This window comes from Streptomyces sp. CG4, assembly GCF_041080655.1.
GTDB lineage: Bacteria > Actinomycetota > Actinomycetes > Streptomycetales > Streptomycetaceae > Streptomyces.
Genome location: NZ_CP163525.1, coordinates 4,061,094 through 4,074,485, shown reverse-complemented (window position 1 = coordinate 4,074,485; position 13,392 = coordinate 4,061,094). Strand labels below are relative to the sequence as shown.

Genomic DNA, 13,392 nt, shown 5'->3' with positions numbered 1-13,392 from the left:
ACCGGATATCGGGGTTGGTCCGAGGCGATGCGGGGGATCGTCACAGCCCCAGCCCCCGCGCCGCGTAAGCCCTGACATCCGCGTCCGAGTCGGCCGTGGCCGTGGCGAGGGCCGCGCGGGCCTCCTCGGTGGCCCGGTGCCGGGTCAGGGCCAGCACCGCTGCCTTGCGTACGTCCGCGTTTGGGTCGGCCAGCGCCTTGGCCAGGGCGGGTACGGCGGTCTCGGCGGTCGCGGCCGACAGTGCGGTGGCGGCGCCGGAGCGGACCTGCCAGGCCGGGTCGGCCAGGGCGGCCACGGCGCGGGCGGCGAGCGGGGCCGGGCAGCCGGTGCTGGCCAGCGCTGCGAGCGCGGCGCCGCGCACCAGCGGATCGGTGTCCTCGGTGAGCCGGTCCAGGGTGGCGGCGAGCAGCTCGCGATCGGCTTCGGTCAGGGACGTCGAGCCGACGGAGGCCAAAGCCTTGGCCACGGTGACCCGGACCTCCCGGGAGGGATCGTCCGCGGCGCCCGCCAGCGGCCGGACGGCGTCGACGGAGACGAGCGCCCGTACGGCCTCGGTACGGACGGCGATGTCGGGGTCGTCCAGCGCCACCGCGAACGCTCCGGCCTCGCCGAGCCGCAGGGCGCGCAGCACATCGAGGGCGGCGGCCCGGACCACCGGGTCGGCCGAGGTGAGGGCGCCGGTGAGGGCGCTGCCCAGGACGGGTTCGGGCGGCAGGGTCTCGACCAGTTCGCGCAGTGAGGCGGCGGCGGTCGCGCGGATGTCGGTGTCGGGATCGGTCAGGGCTCCGGCCAGGGCCTGTCCGGTGCCGGGCGGCACGGTCTCGGTGAGAACCGAGACGGCCGTACGGCGCACGGCAGGGTCGGGGTCCGTCAAGTAGGGCTGAACCAGATCGAGTTCGGGTTCCGCCTCGGCGAGCGCCAGCAGTTCCAGCAGCCGGGGCGAGGCGGTGCCCGGCGTGCCGGTCCGGTCGGCGGAGGCGGTGGCACGCGCGGACGTCGGTCCTGCGGCGACCGGCGCCACGTCGCGCGGCCCAGCCGTGGCCACGTGCTCGGGACGGACTTCGCCGATCCGCCGGGAGGGACCGCCGACCGGTGTGAACTCCTTGACCGGGACCAGATACGGAGCCACGGGACGGGCCGTGAACTCCATGGCACCAGAGGGGGACTTGTGCAGATCGAGATGGTGGAACCAGGAGACGTCGTCGCGGCCGGGGTGGTCGAGACGGTCGTGGTAGAGGCCCCAGCGGGACTCGGTACGGGCGAGAGAGGCGCGGGCGGCCATCTCGGCGCAGTCCCGGATGAAGGTGACCTCGGCGCAGCGCATCAGCTCGTGCGGCGTGCGGGCGCCCATGGCGGCGATGTCGGCACGCATCCGCTCGAAGGCCTCCAGGGCGAGAGAGAGCCGGGCACCGGACTTCGGCGGTGCCACGTAGTCGTTCACGAAGCGGCGCAGCTTGTACTCGACCTGGGGCTGCGGCGGGCCGTCCGGGTTGCGCAGCGGGCGGTAGATCAGCTCGTGCGCCTCGCGGACCTGGTCCGCGGGAAGTTCACCGTCATACGCCGTGTACTGGGCGGCGTCCGCGCCCGCGAGGTCGCCGAAGACGAAGGCGCCGATCATGTAGTTGTGCGGGACGCAGGCGAGGTCGCCCGCGGCGTACAGGCGGGGGACGGTCGTACGGGCGTGGTCGTCGACGCGGACGCCGGAGGCGGAGTGGCCGCCGCACAGGCCGATCTCGGAGATGTGCATCTCGACGTCGTGGGTGCGGTAGTCATGTCCGCGCCCGGCGTGGAAGGTGCCTCGGGTGGGCCGCTCGGTGGAGTGCAGGATCGACTCCAGGGCGGACACCGACTCCTCCGGGAGGTGGCTGAGCTTGAGGTAGACGGGCCCCCGGTCGCCGGCGACCTCGGCGGCGAACTCGGCCATCATCTGCCCCGACCAGTAGTCGGAGTCGACGAACCGCTCGCCGTGCCGGTTGACCTGGTAGCCGCCGAAGGGATTGGCGACGTAGGCGCAGGCCGGACCGTTGTAGTCCTTGATCAGCGGGTTGATCTGGAAGCACTCGATGCCGGTCAGCTCGGCGCCCGCGTGGTAGGCCATGGCGTACCCGTCGCCGGCGTTGGTGGGGTTCTCGTAGGTGCCGTAGAGGTAGCCGGAGGCGGGCAGTCCGAGTCGGCCGCAGGCGCCGGTGGCGAGGATGACCGCACCCGCGCGGACGGTGACGAAGGCGCCGGTGCGGGTGTGGAAGCCGGCGGCGCCCACGGCCCGCCCCTCGGCGGTCAGGACCCGGACCGGCATCAGCCGGTTCTCGATCCGGATCCGCTCCCGCATCTCGCGCCGCCGCAACTGCCGGTAGAGGACCTTTTTGACGTCCTTGCCCTCTGGCATCGGCAGTACGTACGAGCCGGAGCGGTGGACCTGGCGGACCGCGTACTCTCCGTGCTCGTCCTTCTCGAACTTGACCCCGTACGACTCCAGCCGCTGGACCATCGCGAAACCGCGGGTCGCGGTCTGGCGGACGGTGGACTGGTCGACGATGCCGTCGTTGGCACGGGTGATCTCGGCGACGTAGTCGTCGGGTTCGGCGCGGCCCGGGACGACCGCGTTGTTGACGCCGTCCATGCCCATGGCGAGCGCGCCGGAGTGACGGACGTGGGCTTTCTCCAGCAACAGGACGTTCGCACCGCGCTCGGCGGCGGTCAGGGCGGCCATGGTGCCGGCCGTGCCGCCCCCGATCACAAGGACGTCGCAGGTCAGCTCCTCGGCGTCGGCGACGGCGGGAATCTCCAGGAGGGTGGTGGCGGGGCTGGTCACCGGGGTGCCTTTCAGGAGCCGAGCGAGGTGAGGATGTCGCGGCGCAGGGCCACGCGCGCGGGGGCGTCGACGGCGCCACGGTCACGCGGCCCGGGCACGTCGCGTACGGCGGCCACCCGGCCGGAGCCGAGCAGGGCCACGCGGTCGCCGAGGAAGAGGGCCTCGTCCACGTCGTGCGTGACGAAGACGACGGTCGCGCCCGTGCCGCGCAGCACCTCCACCAGCAGGTCCTGCATGCCGGAGCGAGTCTGGGCGTCGAGGGCGCCGAAGGGTTCGTCCATGAGGACGGCCCGCGGACTGTCGGCCAAGGCGCGTGCCAACTGGGCGCGCTGGCGCTGTCCGCCGGACACCCGGTGCGGCAACTGCCCCGCCTGCGCGCTGAGTCCGACGCGGGCAAGCCAGGACTCGGCCCGGGAACGGCGCTCGGAGCGCGGTACGCCGCTGATGGCGAGCGGAAGTTCGACGTTCCCGCGCAAGGTGCGCCAAGGCAGCAGCGCGTCCTCCTGGAACACCAGCGCACGATCGGCCGACGGCCCGGTCAGCGGCACGCCGTCCACTTCGGCCGCGCCGCCCAGCGGAGGAAGCAGGCCGGCGAGGGTCCGCAGCAACGTGGACTTGCCGCAGCCGGAGGAGCCGACGACGGTGAGGATCTCGCCGGCCGGTGGTGGCGTCTGGCGCATAGGCGGCGCGGATCCCGTTCCGGTGCCCGGCCACGTACGCCAACAGCTCCTTCGTGGACCTGAAGGAGATGGTCTCCTCGCTGCCCTTGGGCCACACTTCGCTCGAAGCCGGCGCGGGTGACGCGTTGAGCCGCTGGGCGTACGAGGCGCCGAGGGCCTTTTTGACGTACCGGTCGTCGACGAAGGAGTCCACGTCGATGTCGCCGGTCAGCTTGGCGGCCTTCAGTACGGACACGTCCTGCTTCAGCGCGGAGACGAGCTGCGGTTTGACGGCCGGGTCGAAGGTGGCGATGCCGTGGGCGCCGTTGTAGAGGTAGACGGCCTCGGCGGGCAGGCCGGTGGCCTGGGCGACCTTCTCGGCGGCGGCGACGGGGTGCGCATTGAGGTAGTCCGTCGCCTCCTCCTGGGCCTTGAGAAACGCCTCCAGGACGGCCGGGTGCTGCTCGGCGAAGTCCTCGCGGGCGGTGACGCCGTGGAAGGTGGGCAGGTTCAGCTGGGCGCCGTCGTACAGGGCCTTCGCCTTGCCCTGGTAGGCGAGCAGGCCCGGCCATGCGACGAACTGCGACAGGGCGTCCACGCTGCCGGCGGAGAGTGCCGAAGCACCCACGGCGGGCTGCTGGTTGAGTTTGGAGATGCCCTTGTCCGGGTCGATGCCGGCGCGCTGCAGGGCCCGTACGAGGGTGCCGTCGGCGGCGGAGCCGACACTCGTGGAGACCTTCTTGCCCTTCAGGTCCCTCAGGGTGGCGAGTTTCGAATCGGGTGCGGTGACGACGGTGTTGAGGCCGCCGCGCAGGTTGTAACCGGTCACCGAGACCAGGTGGGTGGGGCGGCCGAGCTGTTTGCCGCGAGCAGCGTTGAGCAGCAGCGGGAAGTCGCCCATCGAACCGATGTCGATCTTGCCGGCGGTCATCTGGGCGGTGATCGGGGCGCCGGTGGCGTAGTCCTGCCAGTCGACCTTGTAGGTGTGGCCGTCGTGCAGGGAGTTGAGCTGCTTCTCGAAGGAGCCGAGGGAGCGCAGCAGGGTGCCCGCGGTGACGGTGTTGATGGTCTTGGACTGGTAGCCGACGGTCACGGTGACCGTGGAGCCGCTGCCTGCCTCGGCGCTGCTGCCGCAGGCGGACAGGGAGAGGAGGAGCGCGACTGCCGAGGCGGCAACTGCCGTTCGTTTCATGGTGGTTGTCCCTCTCACCGCAGCAGGTAGGGCATGTTGACCGTGACGGCTCCGGTGGGGCAGCGGGCCGCGCAGGGGCCGCAGTACCAGCACTCGTCGACGTGCATGTACGCCTTGCCGTTGGTCTCGTCGATGGCGAGGGAGTCCAGCGGGCACATGTCCACGCAGAGGGTGCAGCCGTCGATGCACTTCGACTCGTCGATGGTCACGGGCACGTCGGCCCGCTGGGGCGCCAAGGGCATGGCTGTCTCCAGGAAACGTGCAGGCAGGGATGTGTGCGGCGGGGTGGCTACGACCGGGGAAGCAGGCCGCTCATGGTGATCCGGTCGCCGCGGAAGCGGATGAACTCCAGGTCGACGGGGCGGCCGTCGGCGAGGTGCGTGAGGCGTTCCAGCATCAGCACGGCGGTGCCGCGCGGGGCCTGGAGCACGGCGGCGGAGTGGGCGTCCGCGTTCACCGCCTCCAGGGTGATCTCGGCGTGGCCGAGGCGCTGGCCGGTGATGCCTTCCAGGAGGCGGAAGACATCGGTGTTCTCCAGGTCGGCGCCGAGCAGGGCGGTGCCGATGTCGAGCGGGACGTAGGTGAGGTCGAGGGAGAGGGGGAGGCCGTTCAGGCGGCGCAGGCGCTCGATGTAGAGGACGTCGGCGCCGGCGGGGACGCGGAGGCGTTCGGCCACCGGGACGGGCGCGGGGGCGGGGCCCATGGTGCGGACCTCGTTGGTGACGCTGCCGTGTTCGCGGAGGGTTTCCGCGAGGCCCATCAGACGGTCGAGCCCGTGCGGGTACTTCCGGGCGACGACCACGGTGCCTACTCCGGGCAGCCGTTCCACCAGGCCCTCGGCCCTGAGGAGGTCCAGGGCTTCGCGGACGGTGTTGCGGGAGGCGCGGTAGTCGGCGGCGAGGGCCGACTCGTGGGGGAGGGGGCCGTTCTGGGAGGCGCCGGTGAGGATCTGGTGGCGCAGCAGGTCGGCGAGTTGCCGGGCCCGGTCCGCACGCAGCCGACGACGCGTGCGGTGGGCGGCGACGGTGGTCGCGGCGCCCTGACCGGCATGGTCGAGGGGGCGGTCGGTGGGTGGCATGGCTGGAACCATACCGATGCGGTGGGGAAAGTCGTGTTGCTGAAGTGTTGCGCCAGGGGAGAGGGCGTTTGATACGCGGCTGAGCTGCGAGTTCTCTCTTCCGAGCGGGAAGATCTGCCACCCGGTGGGACGGTCAGGACAGGGCTGTCAGCCCCGGCGCGAACGTGATCAGGAGCGGCAGCAGCGGCACCAGGGCGGCCACCGTCGTCGTCAGGGCCCGGTGCCGGCGCAGCAGCCGGGGCGGCGGCTCCAGCAGGCGGTCCACGCGTTCGCCGAGCAGACGTCGGCTGGAGTCGCAGGAGAGGACGCCCCGGTGCTGGTTCAGCTCGATCAGGGCGAGGGCCGTGGTGAGGTGTCCGCAGCGGCGGGACGCCGTGTCGTCGGCGGCCAGTTCGACCAGGCGGTGCGTCTGGTCGCAGAAGTGCGCGAACAGCGGCACGCGCGGGAAGCCTGTGGCGAGCGCGGTGGACAGGTGCAGCAGCCAGTCGTGATGGGCACGCGCGTGCCCGCGTTCGTGGGTGAGGATGGCGTCTAGCTGGTGGTCGGTGAGGCGCTGCAGCGCCCCCGTGGTGACGACCAACTGCGGCGGGTGTCCCGGCATCCACCAGGCGTCCGGGTACTCGTCCTCCAGCACCAGCATGGGGCCGCGTGCCGCCGGCAGCCCGGCTGGCAGGTCGGGGGCGCGCTCGCGCAGCTGTGCGCGGGCCTGGCCGCGGCTGCGTCGGGCCTCGACGAGTTCCCGGGCCAGCATCGCCGTCGTCCAGGCCGCTCCGCACGCCAGCAGCACCGTGAGGGCGGCGGCCCACACCGGTGCCGAGGAGAGGTCGTAGGCGGCGGTGACGGAGGGCGGCGCGGGGGCGAACACGCGGTCGCGGACGGTGCGGAAGACGGCCGCCGTGCCCAGGATCAGGGCGACCAGGCAGCACAGCAGGACGGTGGCGACCAGGCACTGCCACACCCACAGCGCGACCACGGGGTCCCGCTCGGGCCAGGCGGCACGGGTCAGCGCGCGTGGTGCCGGCAGGGCGGCCGTCAGGGCGACGACGCTCAGCAGGAGCAGGCAGACGGTCATGCCGGGGCTCCGGTTCCTGGTCGGAGAGTTGTGCGGGTGTCTGGTGGTGCGGGGCGCTGCGCCGAGGCGCGTCGCGTGGTGCGTGCCCGCTCAGTATGACGGTGAGGGGCGGCGCGAGTCAGGGTCTCGGGGCTGATCCGTCCCGCGGTTTCCGCCGCCCGCTCTCCCTCATGCCTGGCTTGCCCGCCCCAGGGGAGCGGAAGTCTTATGCCTTCCGCTCCCGCAGGGCTTGCCGCACCGCCGCCGGGTCGCCGTCCTCTCCGAACTCCACGGCCACTGCCCAGGCCATGAGGCTCCTGGACCCGGTCGTGAGTTCCGCCGTCTCGCGGCGGAGCGTCCCGGGCCGACGGCTCGCGGCCGTCGCCCGCGCCGCCGGTGGCGGAGGAGTCAACTGTGTCCCCGCGTCGCGCCGGGCGCTTGCTCCGAGGCCGCCCGAACCGGCGCGGCCCAGCCTGAGCCCCTCCGCCCCGGCACCGTTCACCCCGTGACGACCCGCCCGCTGACCTCCCCCAGTCCGACGCGGCGCCCGTTCGCTCCGGGAGCCCAGGCCGACAGGGTCACGACGTCCCCGTCCTCCAGGAAGGCCCGCTTGCCGTCGGGGAGTTCCAGGGGGTCGCGGCCGTTCCAGGTCAGTTCCAGCAGGGAGCCGCGCTGGTGCTCCTCGGGGCCGCTCACCGTGCCCGAGCCGTACAGGTCGCCGGTGCGCAGGGAGGCGCCGTTCACCGTCATGTGGGCGAGTTGCTGGGCGGCGGTCCAGTACATCGTCGAGAAGGGCGGCTCGGAGACCACATGGCCGTTGATCGCGATGGAGATGCGCAGGTCGTAGCCGCCGGGCTCGATGCCGGGCGCCGCGTCGTCCAGGTAGGGAAGCAGCGGGTGCGTGCGCTCGGGGGGCGCCACGCGCGCGTGCTCCAGCGCTTCCAGCGGCGTGATCCATGCCGACACGGAGGTGGCGAAGGACTTGCCGAGGAAGGGGCCGAGAGGGACGTACTCCCAGGCCTGGATGTCCCGCGCGGACCAGTCGTTGAGCAGGCAGAGCCCGAACACGTGGTCACGGAAGTCGGCCAGCGCGACCGGGCTGCCCAGTGCGGAGGGCACGCCGACGACGAAGCCGACCTCGGCCTCGATGTCCAGCCGGACCGACGGGCCGAAGACGGGTGCCGGGTCGGCCGGCGCCTTGCGCTGTCCGGAGGGCCGTACGACGTCCGTGCCGGAGACGACCACCGTGCCGGAGCGGCCGTGGTAGCCGATGGGCAGGTGCTTCCAGTTGGGGGTGAGGGAGTCCGCGGCGTCCGGGCGGAAGATCTGGCCCACGTTCCGCGCGTGGTTCTCCGAGGCGTAGAAGTCGACGTAGTCCGCCACCTCGAAGGGCAGGTGCATGGTCACTTCGGAGAGGTGGCGGAACAGGGGCTCGACCGCCTCGTGGTGCGCGGGGTCCGTGATCCAGGACGTGATCACGCGCCGTACGTCCGACCAGGCCGGGCGGCCGGCGGCGAGCAGCGCGTTGAGGGTGGGCCGGGCGAGCAGGGAGTGGTACGGCGAGCCGAGGGCGGCGGCCGCGGCGCCCACGTCGAGGACGTGGTCCCCGTACCGGACGCCGACCCTCCGTTCCGTGCTGCCGGAAGGCGAGAACACGCCATAGGGGAGGTTGTGCGGGCCGAAGGGGTCGCCCTCGGGGACGTCGAAGGGGGGCATGGGGTACTGCCTCACTCTCATCCGGGCCGTGCGTGGCGATGCGTTTCATGTGGTCGCGCCACACGTTACGGCCGTAACGCGTATCTTGGGCAGTGCCTCGAGTGGCGCCCGCAGAGGTGTCCGAAAGGCGCGAGTAGCGGCGCCTTCGAAAGGTTGCTCGCACCCCGCCTAAAGAGTTCGCAATGTCCGAATAAGCCTTGTCGGAGGCGGCAATTCCGGCTTAGCGTCCTTTGGGGACACGGACGGGGTGGGTCCGTTCCAATGGGGGGACACGTGGGGGGACCCGTGGCCGGAAGTGGCATCGGTGTGCCGTTCGAGGCGGACCGTGAAGTGCCCGGACTGATCGTCAAGTTCGGCGACTATCCGCTGCACCACGGCGGTGTCGGAGCGATCCGCAGCCTGGGCCGGCTCGGCGTGCCCATGTATGCCGTCACCGAGGACGCGTACACGCCCGCGGCCTCCTCGCGCTATCTGAAGAAGGCCTTCGTATGGCCGACGACCGGTGCGGAGGACCCCGGCCACCTGGTCGAGGGTCTGCTGCGCATCGGCCGTCGTATCGGCCGCCCCGCCGTCCTCGTCCCGACCGACGAGGAGGCCGCCGTACTGATCGCCGAGCACCAGGACGAGTTGGCCGGATCCTTTCTCTTCCCGCGGGTCGACCCCGCGCTGCCGCGCAGGCTCGCCAGCAAACAGGGCCTGCACGAACTGTGTGTGGAGCACGGCATCGCCAGCCCCGCGTCGGCCTTTCCGGAGTCGTACGACGACATCGTGGCCTTCGCCGACACGGCCCGCTTCCCGGTGGTGGCCAAGAACCGCGAGGCGTTCGTCCGGCGCAGCAGGCCCGCGGTGGGCGGCACCACGAGGATCGCCACCCGTGAGGGCCTGCTCACCCTCGCCCACGACTGGGGCGACGAGCCGGGCGTGATCCTTCAGGAGTACCTGCCGCGCGAGGAGGCCGAGGACTGGATCGTGCACGCCTGCTTCGACCAGGACTCCAGCCCCCTGGCACTGTTCACCGGCGTGAAGGTCCGCTCGTGGCCGCCGCACGCCGGCATGACGGCGAACGCCTACGTCGTCGACAACCCGGAACTCACCGACCTCGCCGCACGTTTCATCAAACAGATCGGCTACAGCGGCATCATCGACCTCGACCTGCGCTTCGACCGGCGCGACGGACAGTACAAGCTCCTGGATTTCAACCCGCGCATGGGCGCCCAGTTCCGCCTCTTCGAGAGCGAGTCGGGCGTGGACGTCGTACGCGCGATGCATCTGAATCTGACCGGCCGCGCCGTACCGGAGGGGGAACAGCGCGCCGGCCACCGCTACATCGTGGAGAACATCGACCTGCCCGCCCTCCTCGCCTACCGCCGCAGCGGCTACACGACGCCGCACGCGCCGGCCCGGGCGAGCGGGACGGAGCTGGCCTGGCTCGCGGGTGACGACCCGCTGCCGTTCCTCACGATGCTCGCCCGCTTCGTGCGCCCGGGCGCGAAGCACCTCTATCAGCTGTGGCGGACCAACCGCCGCGGCAGCAGCACCTCCACGAAGTAGGCAAGGCCACCAAGAGTGGCGCACCGTGTCCTGGGGAGGGACTTCGTGACTCGACCGGTTGCAGTCATCGGGGCCGGGCCGTTCGGCCTGTCCACCGCCGCCCATCTCCGGGCGCGCGGCATCCCCGTCCGCGTCTTCGGCGACCCCATGGTCAGCTGGCGCGACCACATGCCCGAGGGCATGCTCCTGAAGTCGACACCCGCCGCCTCGAATTTCGACTGCCCGCAGCCCGGCCACACCCTCGTCGACTACTGCGACGCGGCCGGCATCCGCCGCCTGGTGACCGACGAGGACATCATCCCGGTGGAGACGTTCATCGGCTACGGCGAGTGGTTCCAGCAGCAGCTGGTCCCCGACCTGGAGCGGGTGCGGGTCGTCGCCGTGGACCGCGACAAGAGCGGCGGCTTCGAACTGAAGCTGGACTCGGGCGAGATGTTCACCGCGCGCGCGGTCGTCGTCGCCACCGGGCTGTCCGGCCTCGCGCACCTGCCGGCGGAGCTCAAGGGAGCTGCGGCCGACGGACCGGCGCCCACGGGCCCGGTCTCGCACAGCTCCCAGCATCACGACCTGGGCAGGTTCGACGGCAAGGAGCTGATCGTGATCGGCGCCGGCCAGTCCGCGCTGGAGACGGCGGCGCTCGCCGCCGAAGCGGGGGCACGCGTGCGTGTGGTCGCGCGCGGCGCGGCCGGGTCGCCTTCGGCGCCCCGCCCTGGGACCAGCCGAAGCTGCGCCCCGAGTCCCCGTTCGGCAACGCCTGGTCGCTGTGGGCGCTCAGCCACTACCCGCACCCCTACCGCTATCTGCCCGAGGCCACCCGCCACTACCTGGTCCGCCGCGTCCTCGGACCGCTCGGCGCCTGGTGGCTGCGCCAGCGCTTCGAGAGCGCCGTGCAGGTGGAGGACGTCGAGCGGGTCGTGGCCGCCGAGGCACCGGACGGCAGCCCCGTGCTCACGGTGCGCACGCACGGCGGGCGCACCGAGCGGCTCACCGCCGACCACGTCATCGCGGCCACCGGCTACCGCGTCGACATCGCGGCGATGGACTTCCTCGGCCATGAACTGCGCACGCGGCTCGCGGTGAGCCGTGGCACGCCCAAGCTCGGCTCCGGCTATGTCTCCTCCGTGCCCGGCCTGTACTTCACCGGCCTGCCGGCCGCGTCGTCGTACGGCCCGGTGATGCGCTTCGTCTGCGGCACGGAGTTCGCCTCCCCGCGGCTGGCGAAACACCTGGCGGCGGCCCACGGGTGAATCCGCGCGAGGCAGGGAAAGCGGTGGACGACGTCATCAAGGCGCCCGCGGGCGCCACTTGAGGCTGATCAGTACGTAAGTACGCAGGACTACAAGATGAGTCGGCAGGGCGCGGTATCCGTATTCTCTGATCATGGCAGCCTCCCCCGCGTATGCACTGATCGCCACCGACCTGGACGGAACGCTGCTGCGCGGCGACGACACCGTCTCCGAGCGGTCGCTGGCCGCGCTGGCACGGGTGGCGCGGGCCGGTGCCCGGCACCTGGTGGTGACGGGCCGCCCCGCCCCACGGGTACGGCCCCTCCTCGCGCACCTCGGCTGCACGGGGCTCGCGGTGTGCGGGCAGGGCGCGCAGGTCTACGACGCCGGATCAGGGCGCCTGTTGTGGTCGGTGCGGCTGGACCGGGAGCTGGCCGAGACCGCGCTCGGCAAGATCGAGGCGGAGGTGGGGCAGGTCTACGCGGCCGTCGACCAGGACGGCGTCGACGGGCTCACGCTCATCGAGCCGGGCTATCGGATGCCGCACCCGACCCTGCCCGCGGTGCGGGTCGGCCGGCGCGACGACCTGTGGTGCGAGCCCATCAGCAAGGTGCTGCTGCGCCATGCCGCGCTGCCCGACGACGAGTTGGCGGCCATCGCGCGCGCGGTGGTGGGCTCGCTCGCGACGGTCACCATGTCGGGGCCGGGGACCGTGGAGCTCCAGCCGTCCGGGGTGACCAAGGCCACCGGCCTCGCGCTCGCCGCCGAGCGGCTCGGCATCGCCGCACAGGAGGCTCTGGCGTTCGGCGACATGCCCAACGACATCCCGATGCTCGACTGGGCCGGACACGGAGTCGCCATGGCCAACGCACATCCCGAACTCAAGGCGGTGGCCGATGAGATCACCCTGTCGAACGAGGCCGACGGTATCGCGGTCGTCCTCGAAGGACTGTTCCCGACCGACTGACCGGCACCTCAGTACCCGGCCGAGTGGCCGGCACCTCAGTACCCGACCCGGTGACCGGCGCACCAGTACGCGACCGAGTGACCGGCACGTCGGTACGGAACCGGTCGACGGCCACATCGGCGCGCGGCCGTCCGCGGTGGGTCCGGTGGATGCCCGGCGGCCGCCCGGCACGTCCCCGTCCGTCAGGTGCGGGGACGTGCCGGACGGCCGGTGTCGTTCCGGTCCGCCTAAGGGGCGGCGGCTGTCAGTACGCGCTGTAGACGTTGTCGATCGACCCGTAGCGCGCGGCGGCGTAGTTGCAGGCCGCGGTGATGTTGGCGACCGGGTCGTAGAGGTCGAAGGCCGTACCGGCCACGTGGTAGGCGTTGAAGGTCGGCTGGATGACCTGGAGCAGGCCCTTGGACGGGGTGCCCGCGGCGGCGTTGGAGTCCCAGAGGTTGATGGCCATCGGGTTGCCGGAGGACTCCCGCATGATGTTGCGGTAAATGCCGTTGTAGCTGCCCGGGATGCCCTTCTGAGCCATGATCGCGAGCGACTCGCGGATCCAGCCGTTGAGGTTGTTCGGGTACCCGGCGGGGGTGGTGGACACCTTCGTGCTGGTCTTGCCGGTGGCCGCGGAGGCGCTGGTGGCGCCGATGAGCGGCAGGGCGAGAACGGCGGCACCTGTGCTGATGACGGCGAGGGTGCGGACGAGACGGTTGTTGCGGGTACGGCGGTGCTGAGCGGAAGCAGGCATGGGGAAGTCCTCTCCGACGCCTGCGAGGTGAGCTGTCGGGTTCGGGCGGGGAGGTGCCCGGCCGCGCCTCCGGAGAGGCACGGCTTCACCCCTAGCCGTTCCGGTGCGACGTGTGCCGTCCGGTCCGGCGACTTACCTGGGTCCCCCGCTCCTGCCCTATGAATGAGTTCGTAGATGGGGTTACGCAGGCGGTGGCAGGATTCGGCGTCCGCCTGGTGGCCGGGAACGTATGCGAGAGCACATGTCGGGAACAAGTACCGGATTCACACAACGCACCATTTGACCTTGATCTGCGCCGTATGGGGTGCTTGATCCTTTGCGGTTGCCAATGGCCAACTCGCCGACACGGCAAGGGGGGAAGGGGTGGTCGGGCGGATGCGGGGATCGATGGGCGCACGTGACCC

The 13,392-nt window shown here is 71.7% G+C and carries 8 protein-coding genes, 3 pseudogenes and 1 riboswitch; of the genes and pseudogenes, 3 read left to right on the top strand and 8 right to left on the bottom strand.

Annotated features, from left to right (window positions below):
• Positions 1-40 precede the first annotated feature (40 nt).
• The 7 genes and pseudogenes from AB5L52_RS18485 to fahA form a co-directional block, all read right to left on the bottom strand.
• Positions 41-2,812 carry a fumarate reductase/succinate dehydrogenase flavoprotein subunit gene (locus AB5L52_RS18485; RefSeq protein WP_369365068.1) on the bottom strand — a complete coding sequence of 924 codons (2,772 nt, stop codon included), beginning with the start codon at positions 2,810-2,812 and terminating at the stop codon, positions 41-43.
• 11 nt (positions 2,813-2,823) lie between these two features.
• Positions 2,824-3,468, bottom strand: a pseudogene (locus AB5L52_RS18480) (ABC transporter ATP-binding protein); the annotation flags it as partial.
• 1 nt (position 3,469) lies between these two features.
• A pseudogene (locus AB5L52_RS18475) lies at positions 3,470-4,663 on the bottom strand (ABC transporter substrate-binding protein); the annotation flags it as partial.
• A gap of 14 nt (positions 4,664-4,677) precedes the next feature.
• Positions 4,678-4,905: a ferredoxin family protein gene (locus AB5L52_RS18470; protein WP_031166915.1), complete on the bottom strand. Its 228-nt coding sequence runs from the start codon at positions 4,903-4,905 to the stop codon at positions 4,678-4,680.
• 47 nt (positions 4,906-4,952) lie between these two features.
• Positions 4,953-5,741: a GntR family transcriptional regulator gene (locus AB5L52_RS18465; protein WP_369365065.1), complete on the bottom strand. Its 789-nt coding sequence runs from the start codon at positions 5,739-5,741 to the stop codon at positions 4,953-4,955.
• A gap of 133 nt (positions 5,742-5,874) precedes the next feature.
• The gene (locus AB5L52_RS18460; protein WP_369365063.1) at positions 5,875-6,813 is read right to left on the bottom strand and encodes a M56 family metallopeptidase; all 939 of its coding nucleotides are present in this window, start codon (positions 6,811-6,813) and stop codon (positions 5,875-5,877) included.
• 477 nt (positions 6,814-7,290) lie between these two features.
• Entirely contained in the window at positions 7,291-8,508 is a 1,218-nt protein-coding gene (gene fahA, locus AB5L52_RS18455) for a fumarylacetoacetase (protein ID WP_369365061.1), read from the bottom strand.
• A gap of 306 nt (positions 8,509-8,814) precedes the next feature.
• On the opposite strand from fahA, the gene AB5L52_RS18450 reads away from it, so the two are divergent.
• The 3 genes and pseudogenes from AB5L52_RS18450 to AB5L52_RS18440 all read left to right on the top strand — a co-directional run bounded on the left by AB5L52_RS18450 (position 8,815) and on the right by AB5L52_RS18440 (position 12,252).
• Complete coding sequence (locus AB5L52_RS18450; RefSeq protein WP_369368923.1) at positions 8,815-10,059, top strand: ATP-grasp domain-containing protein; 1,245 nt, start codon at positions 8,815-8,817, stop codon at positions 10,057-10,059.
• A gap of 45 nt (positions 10,060-10,104) precedes the next feature.
• A pseudogene (locus AB5L52_RS18445) lies at positions 10,105-11,306 on the top strand (FAD-dependent oxidoreductase).
• 133 nt (positions 11,307-11,439) lie between these two features.
• On the top strand, positions 11,440-12,252 hold the full coding sequence (locus AB5L52_RS18440; protein WP_351026790.1) for an HAD family hydrolase: 813 nt from the start codon (positions 11,440-11,442) through the stop codon (positions 12,250-12,252).
• A 244-nt stretch (positions 12,253-12,496) separates the two neighbouring features.
• Here AB5L52_RS18440 and AB5L52_RS18435 read toward each other — a convergent pair whose 3' ends face one another.
• On the bottom strand, positions 12,497-12,988 hold the full coding sequence (locus AB5L52_RS18435; protein WP_351575846.1) for a transglycosylase SLT domain-containing protein: 492 nt from the start codon (positions 12,986-12,988) through the stop codon (positions 12,497-12,499).
• A 4-nt stretch (positions 12,989-12,992) separates the two neighbouring features.
• Positions 12,993-13,205: riboswitch (cyclic di-AMP (ydaO/yuaA leader) on the bottom strand.
• Positions 13,206-13,392 lie beyond the last annotated feature (187 nt).

What these genes read in the sequence shown, in the direction of transcription:
- AB5L52_RS18470 (WP_031166915.1), bottom strand. Translation starts at nt 4,905, where the DNA reads ATGCCCTTGGCGCCCCAGCGGGCCGACGTGCCCGTGACCATCGACGAG.
- AB5L52_RS18465 (WP_369365065.1), bottom strand. Translation starts at nt 5,741, where the DNA reads ATGCCACCCACCGACCGCCCCCTCGACCATGCCGGTCAGGGCGCCGCG.
- AB5L52_RS18460 (WP_369365063.1), bottom strand. Translation starts at nt 6,813, where the DNA reads ATGACCGTCTGCCTGCTCCTGCTGAGCGTCGTCGCCCTGACGGCCGCC.
- fahA (WP_369365061.1), bottom strand. Translation starts at nt 8,508, where the DNA reads ATGCCCCCCTTCGACGTCCCCGAGGGCGACCCCTTCGGCCCGCACAAC.
- AB5L52_RS18440 (WP_351026790.1), top strand. Translation starts at nt 11,440, where the DNA reads ATGGCAGCCTCCCCCGCGTATGCACTGATCGCCACCGACCTGGACGGA.
- AB5L52_RS18435 (WP_351575846.1), bottom strand. Translation starts at nt 12,988, where the DNA reads ATGCCTGCTTCCGCTCAGCACCGCCGTACCCGCAACAACCGTCTCGTC.